Below are 15,532 nucleotides of genomic sequence, written 5' to 3' on the forward strand. Positions count from 1 at the left end.
CAACCTCCTATCGAACCGAAGAATCGCCCGAGGCCGAAGAGGTATCGGGCTCGTCATAAATCACGCCGAGCACGTCGCGCACGACATGCATCGCGGTATCCGAACCACCGCCGCCCTGCTCCAGGACAGTAGCGATGACATACTTGGGATCATCGGCCGGTGCATAGGCGCAGAACCACGCGTATTCGTCCTCGCCGCTTTTCTCGCCCGTGCCCGACTTGCCGTACACCTGCGGCGTCAGGGTGCCAAAGTGAGCCGCCAGGGACGTCGATGCCGTGTAAATCACGTCGTGCATGCCGTTGCGAACAAGAGTCAAATCCGAATCGCTGTTGATCTTGGCCTCCAGGCGCTTCTTCTTGCCCTTGCCGTTGTACTTATAGGCATCGCCGTCGCCATCGCGCGACACGGCAGACAAAAACACGTGAGGCACGTACTGTTTGCCGCCGTTGGCAAGACCCATATAGGCGCACGCCATCTGCAGGGGCGTCACCAGGATGTCGCCTTGGCCGATGGCAATGTTGGTCATATCGCCGGCATTCCACTTGCGGTCCTCGGCAGAGGCGTCGGTAAAGTACGACTCTTTCCACTCGGCATCGGGAATACGGCCCGCGCCCTCACTCGGCAGATCGATACCGCAGGTCTTGCCTAGGCCCCAGCGACGAAAGACCTCCTGCAGGCCCTCGGAATGTTGCTCGTCATAAAAGAAGGCCTTGCCCATGTCGTAGAAGACGGGGTCGCACGAGTTGGCGATACCCGACTGCAGCGTCATGGTGCCGTGGCCAGACGTCAGCCAGCAGCGCTTGCCCCAAGCCTTGCCCAGGCCCGTCCAATAGCCCGTGCAGTTGGTTGTCTGCGTTGAAGTGTAGGTTCCAAACTCAAGACCGGCCAGTGCCGAGAGCGGCTTGATGGTCGAGGCCGACATGTACTGTCCGCTAATGGCGCGGTTAAGCAGCGGGTGCGAACCCTTGTCATCATTGAGCTCGGTCCACACGTCATTTGAGACGCCGCCGATAAAGACGGACGGATCGAACTTGGGCTCGCTCGCCATGCCCAGGATCTCGCCATTGTTGGGATCGAGACACACCACAGCGCCGTTGCCGGCATTGCTGTAGCCAGTGGTCTTGGCAAGCTCGATGGCGCTCGCCAGCGCCGTCTCACAGGCCTGTTGGATCTTAAGATCGAGCGTGAGCTTAATGTCGGAGCCGGCCTTGGCGGGCACGGCGCCGGCCTGACCGGTCACATTGCCCGAGGCATCGACCTTGACGGTCTGCTCGCCACGAATACCCTGCAGCAGGTTTTCGTAGTAGCTCTCAACACCCGCCTGGCCCACGATATCGCCCGACTGGTACGTAATCCGGCCAGCAGAAGCATCATCATCGCCAGAGGTTTTCTTATTCTGGGCCTCGAGCTGCTCGGAGGTAATGGTGCCGGTATAGCCCAAGATATGGCATGCCGTCTCGCCGTACGGATACTGGCGCTCGGTACGCTCGGCAATCTTGACGCCCGGGAACTCGCCGGCGTGCTCCTGAATATAGGCAACCGTGGAGCGACGGACGTCCGTCGCGATGGTATGCAGGCTCTGAGCACCCTCGGAATTGTCCTGAATATTGCGCAGAACCGCCACGTAGGGCATACCGAGCACGTTGGCAAGATGGCGAACCAGAACCTCATCCTCGGCAAGGTCGCGGTAGGCCACGACAGCAAGTGAGGGACGGTTCTGGACAAGTGCCACGCCATTGCGGTCGAGGATGCGGCCGCGCACAGCGGGTGTGGTAACGGTGCGCGTCTGATTGCTATTAGCCTGCTTTTCGTAATAGTCCGACGAGACCATCTGCATGCCCCACAGCTTGACGGCAAGCGCCGCGAACATCGCGCCCACACCCGTGGTGAGGATGGAGAAGCGGCCCTTAAAGGCGGTCGCCGCGGTATTGCCCTCGCCCTCGGTGGCGCGCGGGGCCGTTCCATGCTGCGTATCGTAGGTAAAACGAGAATCGCCGCGACGCATGATGACCAGCGCGACCACGATGGCCACTACCAGCACGATACCGGCGATAATAACCGTCATCTGGGAAGACATCTACAGGCCTCCCCTATTTGAGCTTACGGGTCTTGGGCTTAAAGCGCATGCCCGTCTGGCGTCCGCCACGTGCGGAGAATCCATAACCGGACTGCGGCACGACGCCGGACATCAAAAACGGAATGGCAACCAGACCCGTCAGGATCGAAGACGGCAGCGCATGGCCGAAGAGCGCCACGACAAAGCTCGTCTCCAAACCCATAAACAGCAAGATGATGCTGTAGATCACATTAATGACAAGCGCGAAGGCACCCACAGTGATGCCGCGCGCGCTCGGGGTACCGCCCGTCTGACCGGCGGCGCTATGCACCAGGGCAAAAGAACCCACGGTCAGCAGGAGCGACATAACGCCCACCGGCACGGCAGCGGAAAGGTCATAGAACAAGCCGCTGCAAAAACCGCACACGACGGCACGGGTCGGGTCGCCCGAGAACACGCTTAGGCACACCAGGATAATCATAAAGTTGACGCGACCGCCCGCAATGGAGATCTGCGGTGCCAGGCCTGCCTGCAGCAGCACGCACACAATGGCGGCGATTACAAACGTGCGGGAGCTCATCCCCTGCTCGTGTAGATCCATGGACATGCCCCCTATTCGCTCGAGCCGGAATCGGTCGTCTCGGACGTGTCGGAACTGTCATCCGGGCTCTCGTCCTTCGTCTTGGTCGCAGCATCGCGCGACGTTCCCTGCGGCGTGCTGTTGGCCGTGTTCACGTCCTCATCCGAGGCCGACTGTTCGTCGGTCAGCGAGGTAATGACCAGCACTTCCTCGTTGTTCTCGGCCGTCGTCTGGGCGCGCACCACAATGGTGTAGTACACGTCGTTAGCCGATTTCTCAACAGACGAGACGGTGCCGAGCGGTAGACCCTTGGGGAACACACCGCCAATGCCCGAGGTCACGATGATGTCGCCAACCTTAACGTCGGAATCGACGCTCACGTACTCAAGACGCAGCGTGCCGTCAGCCTGACCCTGCAGCATGCCCTGGGCGCGCGTGTCCTGCACCATAGCGGACACGCCCGAGTTCTCATCGCCAATCAGGCGCACGGTGGACGTCTTGGCCGAGACCTCGATAATCTGGCCTATGACACCGGCAGAACTCGTCACAGGCATGTTGATGGTAAGACCGTCGGCAGAACCCTTATCGATGGTGACGGTCGAGGTCCAGGCATCGCCCGAAGCGCCGACGATACGAGCTGCGGTTGATTTGAGGTTGTAGGTCGACTGCAGGCCGACCAGCCCCTCCAGTCGCTCGGCGGTCTTTTGAGCCTCGGAGAGCTCGGCAACCTTAGAGGTCAGTTCCTCGTTTTGCTTCTTAAGCTCGTCAAGCGTGTCCTGCGACGCCGTAAGGTTAGAGAACACGTTACCGATCGCATTGAAGGGAGCCGCCACAGCCGAGCCCACAAAGCGCACCGGCGAGGTAATCGTCGTCACGCCCGAGCGCACGGCATGAATCGGTCCTGCCTCGCCCTCGCGGATGTAAAACGTGAGCAGCAACACCGAAATCAGGCTGAAAACAATCAACGGGCGCATACCCGTTGATTGTCGCTTGGTATTCAGATTTGTGGAGAAACCCGAAGATCGTGCCAAATGGAATCCACCTTTTGGAAATTAAGCATTGGTCTGGACGAAGCCGCCATCAAACGCATTGGCCTCGAGCACGCGGGCACAGCCGTTAACGACGTTATCGAGCGCCGTGGGGCTGACGTTGACCGAAACGCCGGTCTCATCGCGCAGGCGCACATCGAGACCGCGCAGCAGCGCGCCGCCACCGGTCAGCAAAATGCCGTAGTACATAAGGTCCGAGGCAAGATCGGGAGGCGTAGCGTCGAGTGCGTCCTTGACGGCCTTGGCCATCTCGTCGAGCGGCTTGTTGAGCGCGCGACGAATCTCCTCGCTCTCGATGCGCACGGTCTTGGGCAGACCGGTGATCACGTCGCGGCCGTTGACCTCAACGTCGAGCTCGTCCTTGAGCGGCACGGCGGAACCGACCTTGATCTTGATGTCCTCTGCCGTACGCTCGCCGATGGCCAGGTTGTAGGCATCACGAACGTGCGTGAGGATGGCCTGATCGAACTCGTCGCCGGCAATACGAATGGACTGCGAGACGACGATGCCGCCCATAGCGATAACGGCGACCTCGGTGGTACCGCCGCCGATGTCGATGACCATGGAGCCGGTGGGTTCCTCGACGGGCAGGTCGGCGCCGATAGCGGCTGCCATAGGCTCTTCGATCAGATAGGCCTGGCGGGCACCGGCCTGGATCGTGGCCTCAAAGACAGCGCGCTTCTCAACCGACGTGACACCGGAGGGAACGCAGACGACAACACGCGGACGCGGAGTCCACGGATAGCGCTTCTCGGACGCCTTATCGATAAAGTAGCGAAGCATGGCCTCGGTAACATCGAAGTCGGCGATGACGCCGTCCTTCAGGGGACGAACGGCCACGATGTTGCCGGGCGTACGGCCGAGCATGCGCTTTGCCTCGATACCGACCGCCAAGATGCGCTCGTCGTTCTTGTCGATGGCGACAACAGAGGGCTCGCGAATGACGATGCCCTTGCCGCGCACGGAGACAAGCGTATTGGCGGTGCCGAGGTCGATGGCAAGATCGCCCGCATAGCTACCGAAGAACATATCCATCAAAGAAAACAACGCAACTCCTGATGTGTTGGATGATTGCTGGAAAACTACTAGCTCATCATACTAGCGCAAGCCCGGCACCTCACTTGCGGTGAAGCGCCGGGCAAAGCTAAATCCCATAAGGTCACTACTGGTTGTCAGCAGCCGAGAAATCCATATCAAGCGAAGAAACGGCCCAGCCGATATGGTTGTCGGAGCGCACGAATTTGACGGTGTACTCCTGCTCGCCGCCCTTGGACAGCGATGCCTTCACCTTAGCGGTCGTCTCGGTCATGGACTGATCCATGCCCTCGACGGACACGGTGGCACCCTGCGGAATCGAGGAGATGATCATCGACTTAGCGTCCTCGGACAGGCTCGAGGCCAGGCAAGACTCGGCCTTTGCGGTGTCACCGTCACCGGCAGCCTGGAACAGATCGGTAACGACAGACTCCTGAGACGGGAAGCCAAAGCCGCGCGTGTAGGCAAAGCCCAGACCGCCCGCGGCGATCAAAATGAGCAGAAGCAGCACGATGAAGACTTTGAGGCCCGTGTGGCGATGGCGGCGACGGACCTTGGCCTGCTTACGATCCTGACGGTCCTGCTGGACCATCTCGGACTCGGACAGCGTAAAGAAGCCGGTGTCCGAGGGATCGGGCATAAACTGACCGGTCGCGCCCGTAGGATCGAGCGGATCGACGGCAGGAGCGTCCATCGCGGGCGCCGGAGCCGTGGCCATAGCCGTCTGGGCAGACAGCGCAGCAAGCGAATCCTGCACGCGGGCAAGCTCATCGGCCTGCTCGGAGGTGAGCTGGTAGATGCCATCGGCAGTAGCGGCGTTAAAGGCGTCGAGTGCGTCGGAGGGACGGCCGGCGGCAGAAAGCGCCTGACCCATGCCGGCGTTGAGCGCACGCGTGTCGTCGCGGGGGCCGGCGAAGTCGATAGCCGTGCGGTAGGTCTCCACGGCATCCGCCGGACGGCCGAGCTTAATGAAGCAACGACCGAGCTCGCCGAGTGCGGCGGCAGGAGCCGGATTGGCGCCGTCGATGGCAGCCTGACGGAAGGCGGTTCCCGCGTTGGCATAGTCGCCCGACTGGAACAGCGCATTGCCCAGGCCCAGATAGGCCTTGAACGGCGTGGCATAGGAAGCATCCTGCGTAGCGGCAGAGAAAGCCTGAGCGGCCGTCGTGTAGTCGCCCACGGCGGCGAGCGCCTTGCCGCGGTTGGTGAGCAGCGCGCCGCGCTTGCCGTAGGTACCGTCGTTGAGGGCGGCGGCATAGGCCTCGGCGGCCTCGGCATACATGCCCAGGTGCATCAAGGCGTTGCCACGAAGGTGATCGGCCTCGCCCATAATCTCATCGGGAGTCTTTGCCGCCCCAAGCATCTGGGCTGCAGCGGAAAAATCACCCGCGCGGTAAGCGGCGCGGCCCTGTTGGATCAGCTGGCTATTCAAGGAAGTCCCCTTTACTCGTGAACGATCTCGACATGAACGATCTCGTCGCCGGCACGCAGCTGCGAAATCACATCGAGACCCTCGACCGTGGTACCAAAGACGGTGTAACCGGAATCGAGATTATGCTGGGCACCCAGGCAGAAGTAGAACTGCGAACCCGCGGAATCGGGGTCCATGGAGCGTGCCATGGCAAGGGCGCCATCGACATGGCTGTTGCGCGGATTGGTGGCAAACTCGCCCTTGATGCAGTAGCCGGGGCCACCGGTACCGGGCATGCCGTCGGGGCCCTCAAGACCGGCAGCGACGTCGGCGCCGGACATGTCGCGGGTATTGGGGTCCCCGCCCTGGATAACAAAACCGGGCACATAGCGATGGAACTTAAGGCCATCATAGAAGCCCATCGTGGAAAGCTCGCAGAAGTTCGCGACATGAATGGGAGCGCCCTCGCCGTCAAACTTGACCTTGATGGTACCCTTCGACGTCTCGATTACGGCACACTCGTCGCCGACAAGCTGATACTCGGGCGTGTAGAGCTCTTTCTTAAAACCAAACATGTGGTTCCTTCCTCGTGCGTTTAAAGCATATTTGTACGAATTGTAGCAATAAGCACGGGCTTACATCAATTGCGCACGTAGGTTATGCCGACTATGGCGAACTAATTTAAGGAACGCTGCTGCGGCTTCCAGGAACCCACATTGGCATCGTACTGGTTCAGCGCGCTGTTGCCGCCCTGCGCGATGGGCGCCAGGATCTCGCTTTGGTGGGAACTCATCGACTCGCCATCGGGAATGGCCAGCGAGATATCCCAGCTCTGGCAGATCACGTCGACGCGCTCATACATCCACTCGGCAAGCTGCTTTAAGTGGGCGATGTCATCCGCATAGACCGTATCGTCCTGTACTTTCAGGTTGTTAAGCTCATCTTGCGTCTTTTTGATCTGGTCGCGCAGGGCGTAGGCACTCTGCGACAGCTCCTGACGGGTGGACAGCGGCGTTCGGAGATAACCGTTGTTAAAGGAATCGATGACCTCGCCGATCTGGTCCTCGTCAGCGTAGGACACGATGGTCTGATACAGACCGTCGAGCCTGGTATAGAGCTGATCATCGGTGAGCACGGTTTCTTCCTGGACCACCTCCGCAGAATCGTCCTGCTTGGTATCGTCCTCAGTGGCCTCGCCCTTTTGGCGCGTGGGGAAGGTGGTCTGTGCAGCTTGGCCAAACTGGTCGTAGAAGCCGGGCATGACACCCATGGGATCGGTCGTCACGAACCAATAGGCACCGCCGCAAACGACGGCAAGGACCGCGATGACGACGAGCGGCTTGGGGATATGACGCTTATGCTTGTGATAGGCGTCCTCGTCGGGGTGCACCTTGCGCTTGGGTTTTTGAGCATCGTCATGCAGGGAAACGGGCGTGGGAATATCGACCTTGGGGATACCGAAATCCTTATCGAAAGCCGGCAGCACGCAGGTCTCATTGGGGTCGGCGGCGTCCGAAAGCACCGCAGCGGCAGAGGCCGGCGCATGCGGCACCTCGGTATCGATCTGCTCTTGCGTTAGGCGCGGAAAGCCCGCCGTGCGGCCCGCTGCCAGGTCGGATGCTGCCGCGTCCTCGGAGAGGATACCCGGAGCGGGGCGTCCACATTTGGGGCACGTACGATCATGCGGAGAAAGACGGGCACCGCAGCCCTCACAGAACACAAACTCGGTGTGCTCGGGACCATCGCCCGGACCCACATAGGCGTTGCAGTAGGGGCAGAACGAGGCGCCGTCCTCGATGGTCTTAAGGCAATGCGGACAGATCACGGCATCCTCTTTTCGAAGCAATTCAAACAATCGAGGTTAGAGCATAACATCGCCAAGGCCCCACAGGAGCAAGGCACCAATTCAACATCGCCAGGGCGCGTAGTTACTTCTTCTTTTTGCTCGGCATCGAGACTTTGATGCCTTGGGCGGACTTGGTTACGCGGGAGCGCTTGACTCCGGTACTCTTCTTTTTCTTGGGCTGGGCCTGGGCCACGCCCTCGAGTGCGCGGGCCTCGGCCTCACGAACGGTGCGAGCTTCGCGGCGCTGCGCCATGTCGGCGGCGACGCGCTTGGCAAAACGCTCCGCCGTCGAACCCGTCGAGCTCACCTTGCCGCCACCGCGACCCAGGCGGACGCGCACACCGCGGCCAAAACCAGTTGCGGCATGACGACGACGCGGCCTGAGCGAATCCATCATCGTGGCGAGCTTAAAGAACACCGAGCAGGTAAAGACCACGATGGCAGCCAAGAAAACCATCTGACCCATCGTCAGATTGGCAATAGACAGCAGCTCCGGGAATCCGATAACGCCTACCAAGATGCCGGCGACTACAAACACAAAGAGCACCACACGTAAGGGCGTGAGGGGCTGCGAGATTCGCCAGATCAGGCTGACGCTCGCCGCGCACGACGTAAGCAGGCACATCGTAGACAGCGTGAGCTGGCTAAAGCCAAACACGCGCGCCACAAAGATATCGAGCGCCGCAGCCAAAATGACCGCAATCGACGCCGGCAGTGCCCGCTTGAGCACGTTCGTCAGGAACGACCCCTTCACGCGAGCATTGTTGGGCTCCAGGCCCAACACAAAGCCCGGCGCGCCGATGCAGAAGAAGTTGATGAGCGTCATCTGAATCGGCTCGAAAGGGTACGGCGGCAGCGCGATGCACAGCGCCGCCAGGCCCATCGAGAACAGCGTCTTAGTCAGGAACAGCGAAGCCGAACGCTGCAGGTTGTTGATGGAGCGACGGCCCTCGGCCACCACGGCGGGCATCGAGGCAAAGTCGTTGTCGACGAGCACGATCTCGGCCACGTTACGCGCGGCATCGGAGCCGGCCGCCATGGCCACGGAGCAGTCGGCCTCCTTGAGCGCCAGCACGTCGTTGACGCCGTCGCCCGTCATGGCCACGGTGTGCTCGCGGCGCTTGAGCGCCTGCACGAGCTCGCGCTTCTGCTGCGGGGTCACACGACCAAAGACATGGTAGCGGTCCACTGCGGCATCGAGCTTGGCCGGCGTATCGAGCGTCGTGGCGTCCACATAAGCGTCCGCCCCCGGCACGCCCACAACGCGCGCGATCGACGACACCGTACGCGGGTCGTCGCCACTGATCACGTTGAGGGTCACGCCCTGCTCGTTAAAGTAGCCGATGGTCTCGGCCGCCGAGGTACGAATCTCGTCGCGGATGGTCACAAAGCCCACGGGCTCAGCCTCGCCCACCATATCGCCATCGGGCGTAAAGCCGTCCACGAGCGCCACCACGAGCACGCGGCAGGTATCGGCAAGCTCGGCGACACGGTTCTCGACCTGGGCAAACGCACGCTCCGAAAGCACAAACTGCGCAGCGCCCATCACATAGGAGCCCTGCGCAAACGAAGCGCCACTCCACTTTTTGGAGGACGAGAACGGAATGACCGACAGCGGCTCAGACACCTCGACCGGGCGATCGGCGTAATAGTTGAGCAGCGCCTGGCAGGTCTCGTTGGCATCGGCCGAAGTCGCACGCGCCACGTTAGCCAGCGCAAAATCGAGCACCGTGGTATCGACGGGAACGGCGGCGTCGCTCTCCCCCGCACCCATACCCTCGACCGGCAGCGGATACGTGCCCTCGACCTCCATGCGACCCGACGTGATGGTGCCCGTCTTGTCCAGGCACAGCACGTCGACGCGCGCGAGCGTCTCGATGCAGTAGAGCTGCTGCGCCAGCACCTTGCGGCGGGCCAGGCGCACCGTGGCGATGGCGAGCACCGACGAGGTCAGCAGCACCAGGCCTTGCGGGATCATGCCCAGCAGGGCGCCCACCGTGGACAGCAGCGCCGACGAGGGCACGCGGCCGGCCAGCAGCTCGGAGAAGCACCACGAAAGCGCGCTATCGCCCGGGGTTCCCGCGGCATCCCACAGCTCGCTCACACTCGAGGAAAACAACGCCAAACCGAGCGGGATCATGATGATGCTCGCAAACCGCACGATGGCGTTAAGCGCGTTCATGATCTCGGAATTGACCTTTTTGACGTACTTGGCCTCGTTATTAATTTTGGCTACGTAGTTGTCGGCGCCGACATGGATCACGCGGGCGCGCAGCAGGCCCGAGTCGATAAAGCTGCCGCTCATGAGCTCGGAACCGGGCTGTTTCTTAATAAGATCGCTCTCGCCCGTCAGCAGGCTCTCATTCACGAGCGCCTCGCCCGAAACCACCACGGCGTCAGCGGGAATCTGGTCGCCGCGCCCCAGACGGATGATATCGTCGAGCACGATCTGGTCCAGGTCGAGCTCCACCTCGGCGCCGTCGCGCACCGCAATGGCCTTCTTGGAGGTCAGCAGCGTGAGCTTATCGACCATCTTCTTGGAACGCATGGACTGGATGACGCCAATAGCGGTATTGAGGAACACCACGAACAGGAACGTCAGATTCTTAAACGAACCGGTCAAAATGACTAGGAACGCCAAAATCACGTTGATCAAATTGAACAGCGTGCAGAGGTTCTCGATGATGAGCTCGCGGACCGACTTGGTCTTGAGTTCCATGTTGCGGTTGATCTTACCGGCGGCGATGCGCTCCTCGACCTCGGCGGTCGAGAGTCCGCGCTCGATATCCGTTGCTGCCATACCACGTCCCATCACGTCGCGTCGGTATAAGAAAAACCGCCCGGACCATGCGAGGTTCGGACGGTCTCACGTTCGATGGTGCCCCATGTTGGATTCGAACCAACGGCCTTCTGCTCCGGAGGCAGACGCTCTAATCCCCTGAGCTAATAGGGCCAACGTTTGGCATTATACCCAAGTGCACCACGGGCTATCAAAATAAAAGAAAAAGCTTTGCAATTCCGAGGAAGACGCGGCTCAACGGCCCACTTTAGAAGGCAAAAGCGAGTCTGATAGTATAAACTCTCATGCACCATATGTACACGGCTCGCGATGCGGGCCGTTTTTGCAAGGGTTATCCATCGAGGTGAGAGGCACACCATGATTGCAATTTTAAAAGAGAGCGCCAGCGACGAGGCCGTCAGCCATATCGTCAGCTGGATTGAGAAAAAGGGCCTGAAGACCGATGTCTCGCGCGGCGAGAACGAGACGATCATCGGCCTGGTGGGCGATACGACCAAGATCGACCCGTTCCTGCTCGAGTCCATGGACGTCGTCGAGCGCGTGCAGCGCGTCTCCGAGCCGTTCAAGCGCGCCAATCGCAAGTTCCACCCCGAGGACTCCGTCATCGACTGCGGCCACGGCGTCAAGATCGGCGGCGATCAGTTCCAGGTCATCGCCGGCCCGTGCTCCGTCGAGGGCGAGAACCTCATCCGCATCGCCCGCCGCGTGAAGGCCGCCGGTGCCACGATGCTGCGCGGCGGTGCCTACAAGCCCCGCACTTCCCCTTACGCCTACCAGGGCATGGGCCCCGCCGGTCTGGACCTGCTGTGCGAGGCGTCTGCTGAGCTCGACATGCCGATCGTCACCGAGATCATGGACCCACGCGACGTGCAGGTCTTCCTGGACAAGAAGATCGACGTCATGCAGATCGGCGCCCGCAACGCCCAGAACTTCCCCCTGCTCAAAGAGGTCGGCAAGACCAAGACTCCGATCTTGCTTAAGCGCGGCATGTCCGGCACGATCGATGAGCTGCTCATGGCCGCCGAGTACATCATGAGCGAGGGCAACGACAACGTCATCCTGTGCGAGCGCGGCATCCGCACCTTCGAGACCCGTACTCGCAACACCTTCGACCTCAACGCCGTGCCGGTGCTGCACCACCTGTCGCACCTGCCCGTCGTCGCCGACCCCAGCCACGCCACCGGCTACACCCGCTACGTTGAGCCCATGGCGCTCGCCGCGACCGCCTGCGGTGCCAACGGCCTGGAGATCGAGGTCCACGACGAGCCCAGCCGCGCATGGTCCGACGGCGCCCAGGCCCTCACCCCCGATCAGTTCGACGACACCATGCGCCGCATCCGAGCCATCCGCGAGGTTGTCTGCCAAGAGACCATGGAGTAGCCCATGGGTACAGTGAGAAACGCGCGCGTTAACCAGGGCGGCCCCAAGCGTGCCGGTATCGTCGGCCTTGGCCTCATCGGCGGCAGCTTTGCCCGCGGCTATGCGCAGGCGGGCGTTCGCGTGCTGGCCTGGGATCCCGATGACGATGTCATGACAGCCGCCAGCATGGGCACCGTCGCCGGAGAGCTCAACGACGAGACGCTCGGCGAATGTGACATCATCGTCCTGGCTTGCTACCCCGAGGCCTGCATCGAGTGGCTCGAGGCGCACGCCCAGGCACTCGCCGACGCCACCGATACCGAAGCCATCATGGGCCCCGTGGTGATCGACACGGTGGGCGTCAAGGGCATCGTGTGCGAGCGCGCCTTTGAGCTTGCCCGCGAGCACGGCTTTTACTTTGTGGGCGCGCACCCCATGGCGGGCACCCAGTTTTCGGGCTATGCGCACTCCCGCTCCGACCTGTTCCAGGGCGCACCGCTCGTGCTCGTACCGCCCGCGGTGGACGATGCGCTCAAACTGGAGCTTTTGGGCCAGGTGCGCGAGATGGTACGCCCCTTGGGCTTTGGCAAGTTCAGCGTGACCAGCGCCGCCGAGCACGACCGCGTCATCGCCTTTACGAGCCAGCTCGCGCACGTCGTTTCCAACGCCTATGTTAAGAGCCCGACCGCTCAGGTCCACCACGGCTTTTCGGCCGGCAGCTACCGCGATCTCACCCGCGTGGCGCACCTCAACCCGCAAATGTGGTCCGAGCTCATGATCGACGACGCCGACGCGCTCGCCTTTGAGATCGACCATCTGATCGAATCGCTTGGCGCCTACAGCCGTGCGCTCAAGGACCGCGACCAGCGCTATCTGGAGAATCTCCTTGCCGAGGGCGACCGCATTAAGCGCGCACTCGACGACGAGGCCTCCCACTAGACAACCCATCACGCCAGGTCGAAAGGACCGAAGCTTATGGCGATTACCATCGATATCGACACTGCACGCCCCTACCAGGTGCATGTTGGCACGTTTTTGCTGGAGCAGGCGGGACCGCTCGTGCGTGCCACTGCCGGCGGCACCAAGGCCGTCATCGTGACGGACACCAACGTGGGCCCGCTCTACCAGATGCCCGTTAAGCAGAGCCTGGAGGCGTCAGGCTACGAGGTGAGCATCTGCACCTTCGAGGCCGGCGAGGCCCATAAGCGCGCCGAAACCTATGTTGCCATTTTGGAGTTTGTGGCCGAGCACGAGCTTTCGCGCTCCGACGTGATCGTGGCACTCGGCGGCGGCGTCGTGGGCGACGTGGCGGGCTTTGTGGCCGCCACCTACATGCGCGGCTGCAAGTTTGTGCAGATCCCAACGAGCCTGCTCGCCATGGTGGATTCGTCGGTGGGAGGCAAGACCGCCATCGATCTGGCTGCCGGCAAGAACTTGGCCGGCGCCTTTTGGCAGCCGAGCGTGGTTATCGCCGACGTGGGGTGTCTGGCCACACTCACGCCCGAGCAGTTCGCCGACGGCTGCGGCGAGGTCGTCAAGCACGCCGTGATCGCCGACCCGGAGCTTTTCGCCGAGCTGGAGAAGACCCCGCTCACGCTGGAGCTGCTCAACCGCGATGTGGCCCGCGTAGCACTCATCATCGCCCGCAACATCGACATCAAGCGCGCCGTGGTCGTCGCCGACGAGCGCGAAACCTACCAGCGCAAGCTCCTCAATTTTGGACACAGCGCCGGGCACGCCGTCGAGGCCTGCGAGCACTTTGAGCTCGGACACGGCAACTGCGTTTCAATCGGCATGGGCATCATCACGCGCGCCGCGGCCCTGCACGGCATTTGCGATGCTGCACTGCCCGATCGTATTGAGGAACTCTGCGCCCGCCATGGCCTCAAGACCCGCTGCGACCTAGATGCCGATACCGTCTTTGCCGAGGCGCTCCACGACAAGAAGCGCGCGGGTGACACCATCGATCTAGTGATTCCGCACGGCATTGGCCGCTGCAGCATCGACCGCACACCGCTTTCCACTTTCCACGAACTCATTGCCGAGGGCCTCGGCCAGAAGGGAGACGCATCCGCATGCTAGCCCGCATCACCCCGTCCCCGCTCAAGGGCACCGTTCCCGCCATCGCGTCCAAGTCGATGGCGCATCGCCTGATCATCTGCGCTGCGCTTGCCAACGGCGAGACACACGTCACCTGCAACACCACCTGCGCCGACATCGAGGCTACGGTGCGCTGCCTTACGGCCCTGGGTGCTCGCATCGAGACCGTCGAGGACGGCTTCCAGGTCCACCCCACCATGAAGAGTGTTGAGTTTGGCCTGCTCAAGGCCCTTGCCGGCAGCACGCTTGACTGCGGTGAAAGTGGATCCACGCTCCGCTTTATGTTGCCCGTCGCCTGCGCGCTGGGCGCAGAAGCAACTTTTGTGGGTCAGGGGCGCTTGGGCGCCCGCCCGCTCTCCCCGCTCTCGGACGAGATCATCGCCGCCGGCTGCGACCTACAGGGTCTGGGCGGTTTTCCGCTCAAGACGAGCGGCCGCATGCGCCCGGGCACCTTTGTGCTTCCGGGCAACGTGAGCTCGCAGTACATCTCGGGCCTGCTGCTGGCAGCCCCGCTGCTGGCCCAGCCCTCCTGCGTGCAGGTAACCGGCCTCATCGAGAGCCGCCCCTACATCAACCTGACGATACAGGCCATGAAGGCCTTTGGCGTCGAGGTCAACGTCGAGCGCATTCCGGCCAAGGACGGCCAGCCCGAGGTCACGAACTTCCGCGTGAGCAGTGGCTCGTACCGCACGCCCGGCAGCGTGGCCGTCGAGGGCGACTGGTCCAACGCCGCCTTTTGGCTGTGCGCCGGCGCCATCGGTACCGACCCAATCACCGTCGAGGGCGTGTCGCTAAGCTCCGCACAGGGCGACCGTAACGTGCTTGCCGCGCTTTCGCGCTTTGGCGCCCGCATCGTGCGCTCCACCAACGCCGCCACCGTGCAGTCCGACAAGCTCGCCGGCTTTGAGATGAGTGCCCACGACATTCCGGACCTGGTGCCCGTCATCTCGGCCGTGGCCTCGCTGGCACAGGGCCGCACCTTTATCCGCGATTGTGCCCGTCTGCGCATCAAGGAATCCGACCGCTTGGTCACCACCACCCGCGAGCTCACCGCGCTGGGCGCGCAGGTGCGCATTGCCGGCGACGACCTCATCATCAAGGGCGTCGACGCCTTTACCGGCGGCGAGGTCGATTCGCACAACGACCATCGCATCGCCATGATGGCCGCTATCGCCGCGAGCCGCGCCACCGGCGAGGTCGTGATCCACGGTGCCGAGGCCGTCAACAAGTCCTATCCCGATTTCTTCGACCACTACCGCCTGCTGGGCGGCAAGGTCACACTCGAGGAGGAATAGC

The 15,532-nt window shown here is 62.1% G+C and carries 12 protein-coding genes and 1 tRNA gene; 4 read left to right on the forward strand and 9 right to left on the reverse strand.

The genetic code is table 11. The features are described 5' to 3' along the window. Positions 1-7: 7 nt before the first annotated feature. From mrdA to DWV43_RS01820, 9 genes are all read right to left on the reverse strand, one after another. Positions 8-2,077 carry a penicillin-binding protein 2 gene (gene mrdA / locus DWV43_RS01780; protein WP_055249986.1) on the reverse strand — a complete coding sequence of 690 codons (2,070 nt, stop codon included), beginning with the start codon at positions 2,075-2,077 and terminating at the stop codon, positions 8-10. 13 nt (positions 2,078-2,090) lie between these two features. Then, positions 2,091-2,657 carry a hypothetical protein gene (locus DWV43_RS01785; RefSeq protein ID WP_117736659.1) on the reverse strand — a complete coding sequence of 189 codons (567 nt, stop codon included), beginning with the start codon at positions 2,655-2,657 and terminating at the stop codon, positions 2,091-2,093. 11 nt (positions 2,658-2,668) lie between these two features. Beyond that, positions 2,669-3,610, reverse strand: a complete 942-nt coding sequence (gene mreC / locus DWV43_RS01790) for a rod shape-determining protein MreC (RefSeq protein WP_117564242.1) — start codon at positions 3,608-3,610, stop codon at positions 2,669-2,671. Between the two features lie 78 nt (positions 3,611-3,688). Next, positions 3,689-4,720 (reverse strand): rod shape-determining protein, encoded by a 1,032-nt coding sequence (locus DWV43_RS01795; RefSeq protein WP_006236061.1) that lies wholly within the window; start codon positions 4,718-4,720, stop codon positions 3,689-3,691. A gap of 127 nt (positions 4,721-4,847) precedes the next feature. Next, the gene (locus tag DWV43_RS01800) at positions 4,848-6,152 is read right to left on the reverse strand and encodes a tetratricopeptide repeat protein (RefSeq protein WP_233503136.1); all 1,305 of its coding nucleotides are present in this window, start codon (positions 6,150-6,152) and stop codon (positions 4,848-4,850) included. Positions 6,153-6,163: 11 nt separating this feature from the next. Next, positions 6,164-6,706, reverse strand: coding sequence for a peptidylprolyl isomerase (locus tag DWV43_RS01805; protein WP_055249980.1), 543 nt, complete (start codon positions 6,704-6,706; stop codon positions 6,164-6,166). A gap of 101 nt (positions 6,707-6,807) precedes the next feature. Beyond that, positions 6,808-7,956: a zinc ribbon domain-containing protein gene (locus DWV43_RS01810; RefSeq protein WP_158569805.1), complete on the reverse strand. Its 1,149-nt coding sequence runs from the start codon at positions 7,954-7,956 to the stop codon at positions 6,808-6,810. Positions 7,957-8,059: 103 nt separating this feature from the next. Then, positions 8,060-10,777 (reverse strand): HAD-IC family P-type ATPase, encoded by a 2,718-nt coding sequence (locus tag DWV43_RS01815; protein WP_117816851.1) that lies wholly within the window; start codon positions 10,775-10,777, stop codon positions 8,060-8,062. A 76-nt stretch (positions 10,778-10,853) separates the two neighbouring features. Next, positions 10,854-10,930, reverse strand: a tRNA-Arg gene (locus DWV43_RS01820). A 204-nt stretch (positions 10,931-11,134) separates the two neighbouring features. On the opposite strand from DWV43_RS01820, the gene aroF reads away from it, so the two are divergent. From aroF to aroA, 4 genes are read left to right on the forward strand one after another with little or no spacing between them, the layout of a single operon-like run. Continuing rightward, positions 11,135-12,157: a 3-deoxy-7-phosphoheptulonate synthase gene (gene aroF / locus DWV43_RS01825; protein ID WP_117786071.1), complete on the forward strand. Its 1,023-nt coding sequence runs from the start codon at positions 11,135-11,137 to the stop codon at positions 12,155-12,157. Positions 12,158-12,160: 3 nt separating this feature from the next. Further along, positions 12,161-13,075 (forward strand): prephenate dehydrogenase/arogenate dehydrogenase family protein, encoded by a 915-nt coding sequence (locus DWV43_RS01830; RefSeq protein ID WP_117816850.1) that lies wholly within the window; start codon positions 12,161-12,163, stop codon positions 13,073-13,075. A gap of 36 nt (positions 13,076-13,111) precedes the next feature. Next, complete coding sequence (gene aroB, locus DWV43_RS01835) at positions 13,112-14,218, forward strand: 3-dehydroquinate synthase (protein ID WP_117816849.1); 1,107 nt, start codon at positions 13,112-13,114, stop codon at positions 14,216-14,218. Continuing rightward, the gene (gene aroA / locus DWV43_RS01840) at positions 14,212-15,531 is read left to right on the forward strand and encodes a 3-phosphoshikimate 1-carboxyvinyltransferase (RefSeq protein ID WP_117635291.1); all 1,320 of its coding nucleotides are present in this window, start codon (positions 14,212-14,214) and stop codon (positions 15,529-15,531) included. Before aroB ends, aroA begins: the two co-directional genes overlap by 7 nt. The last annotated feature ends 1 nt before the right edge of the window (position 15,532 follow it).

It is taken from the genome of Collinsella sp. AF05-9 (assembly GCF_003465595.1).
In the GTDB taxonomy this organism is placed as follows: domain Bacteria; phylum Actinomycetota; class Coriobacteriia; order Coriobacteriales; family Coriobacteriaceae; genus Collinsella.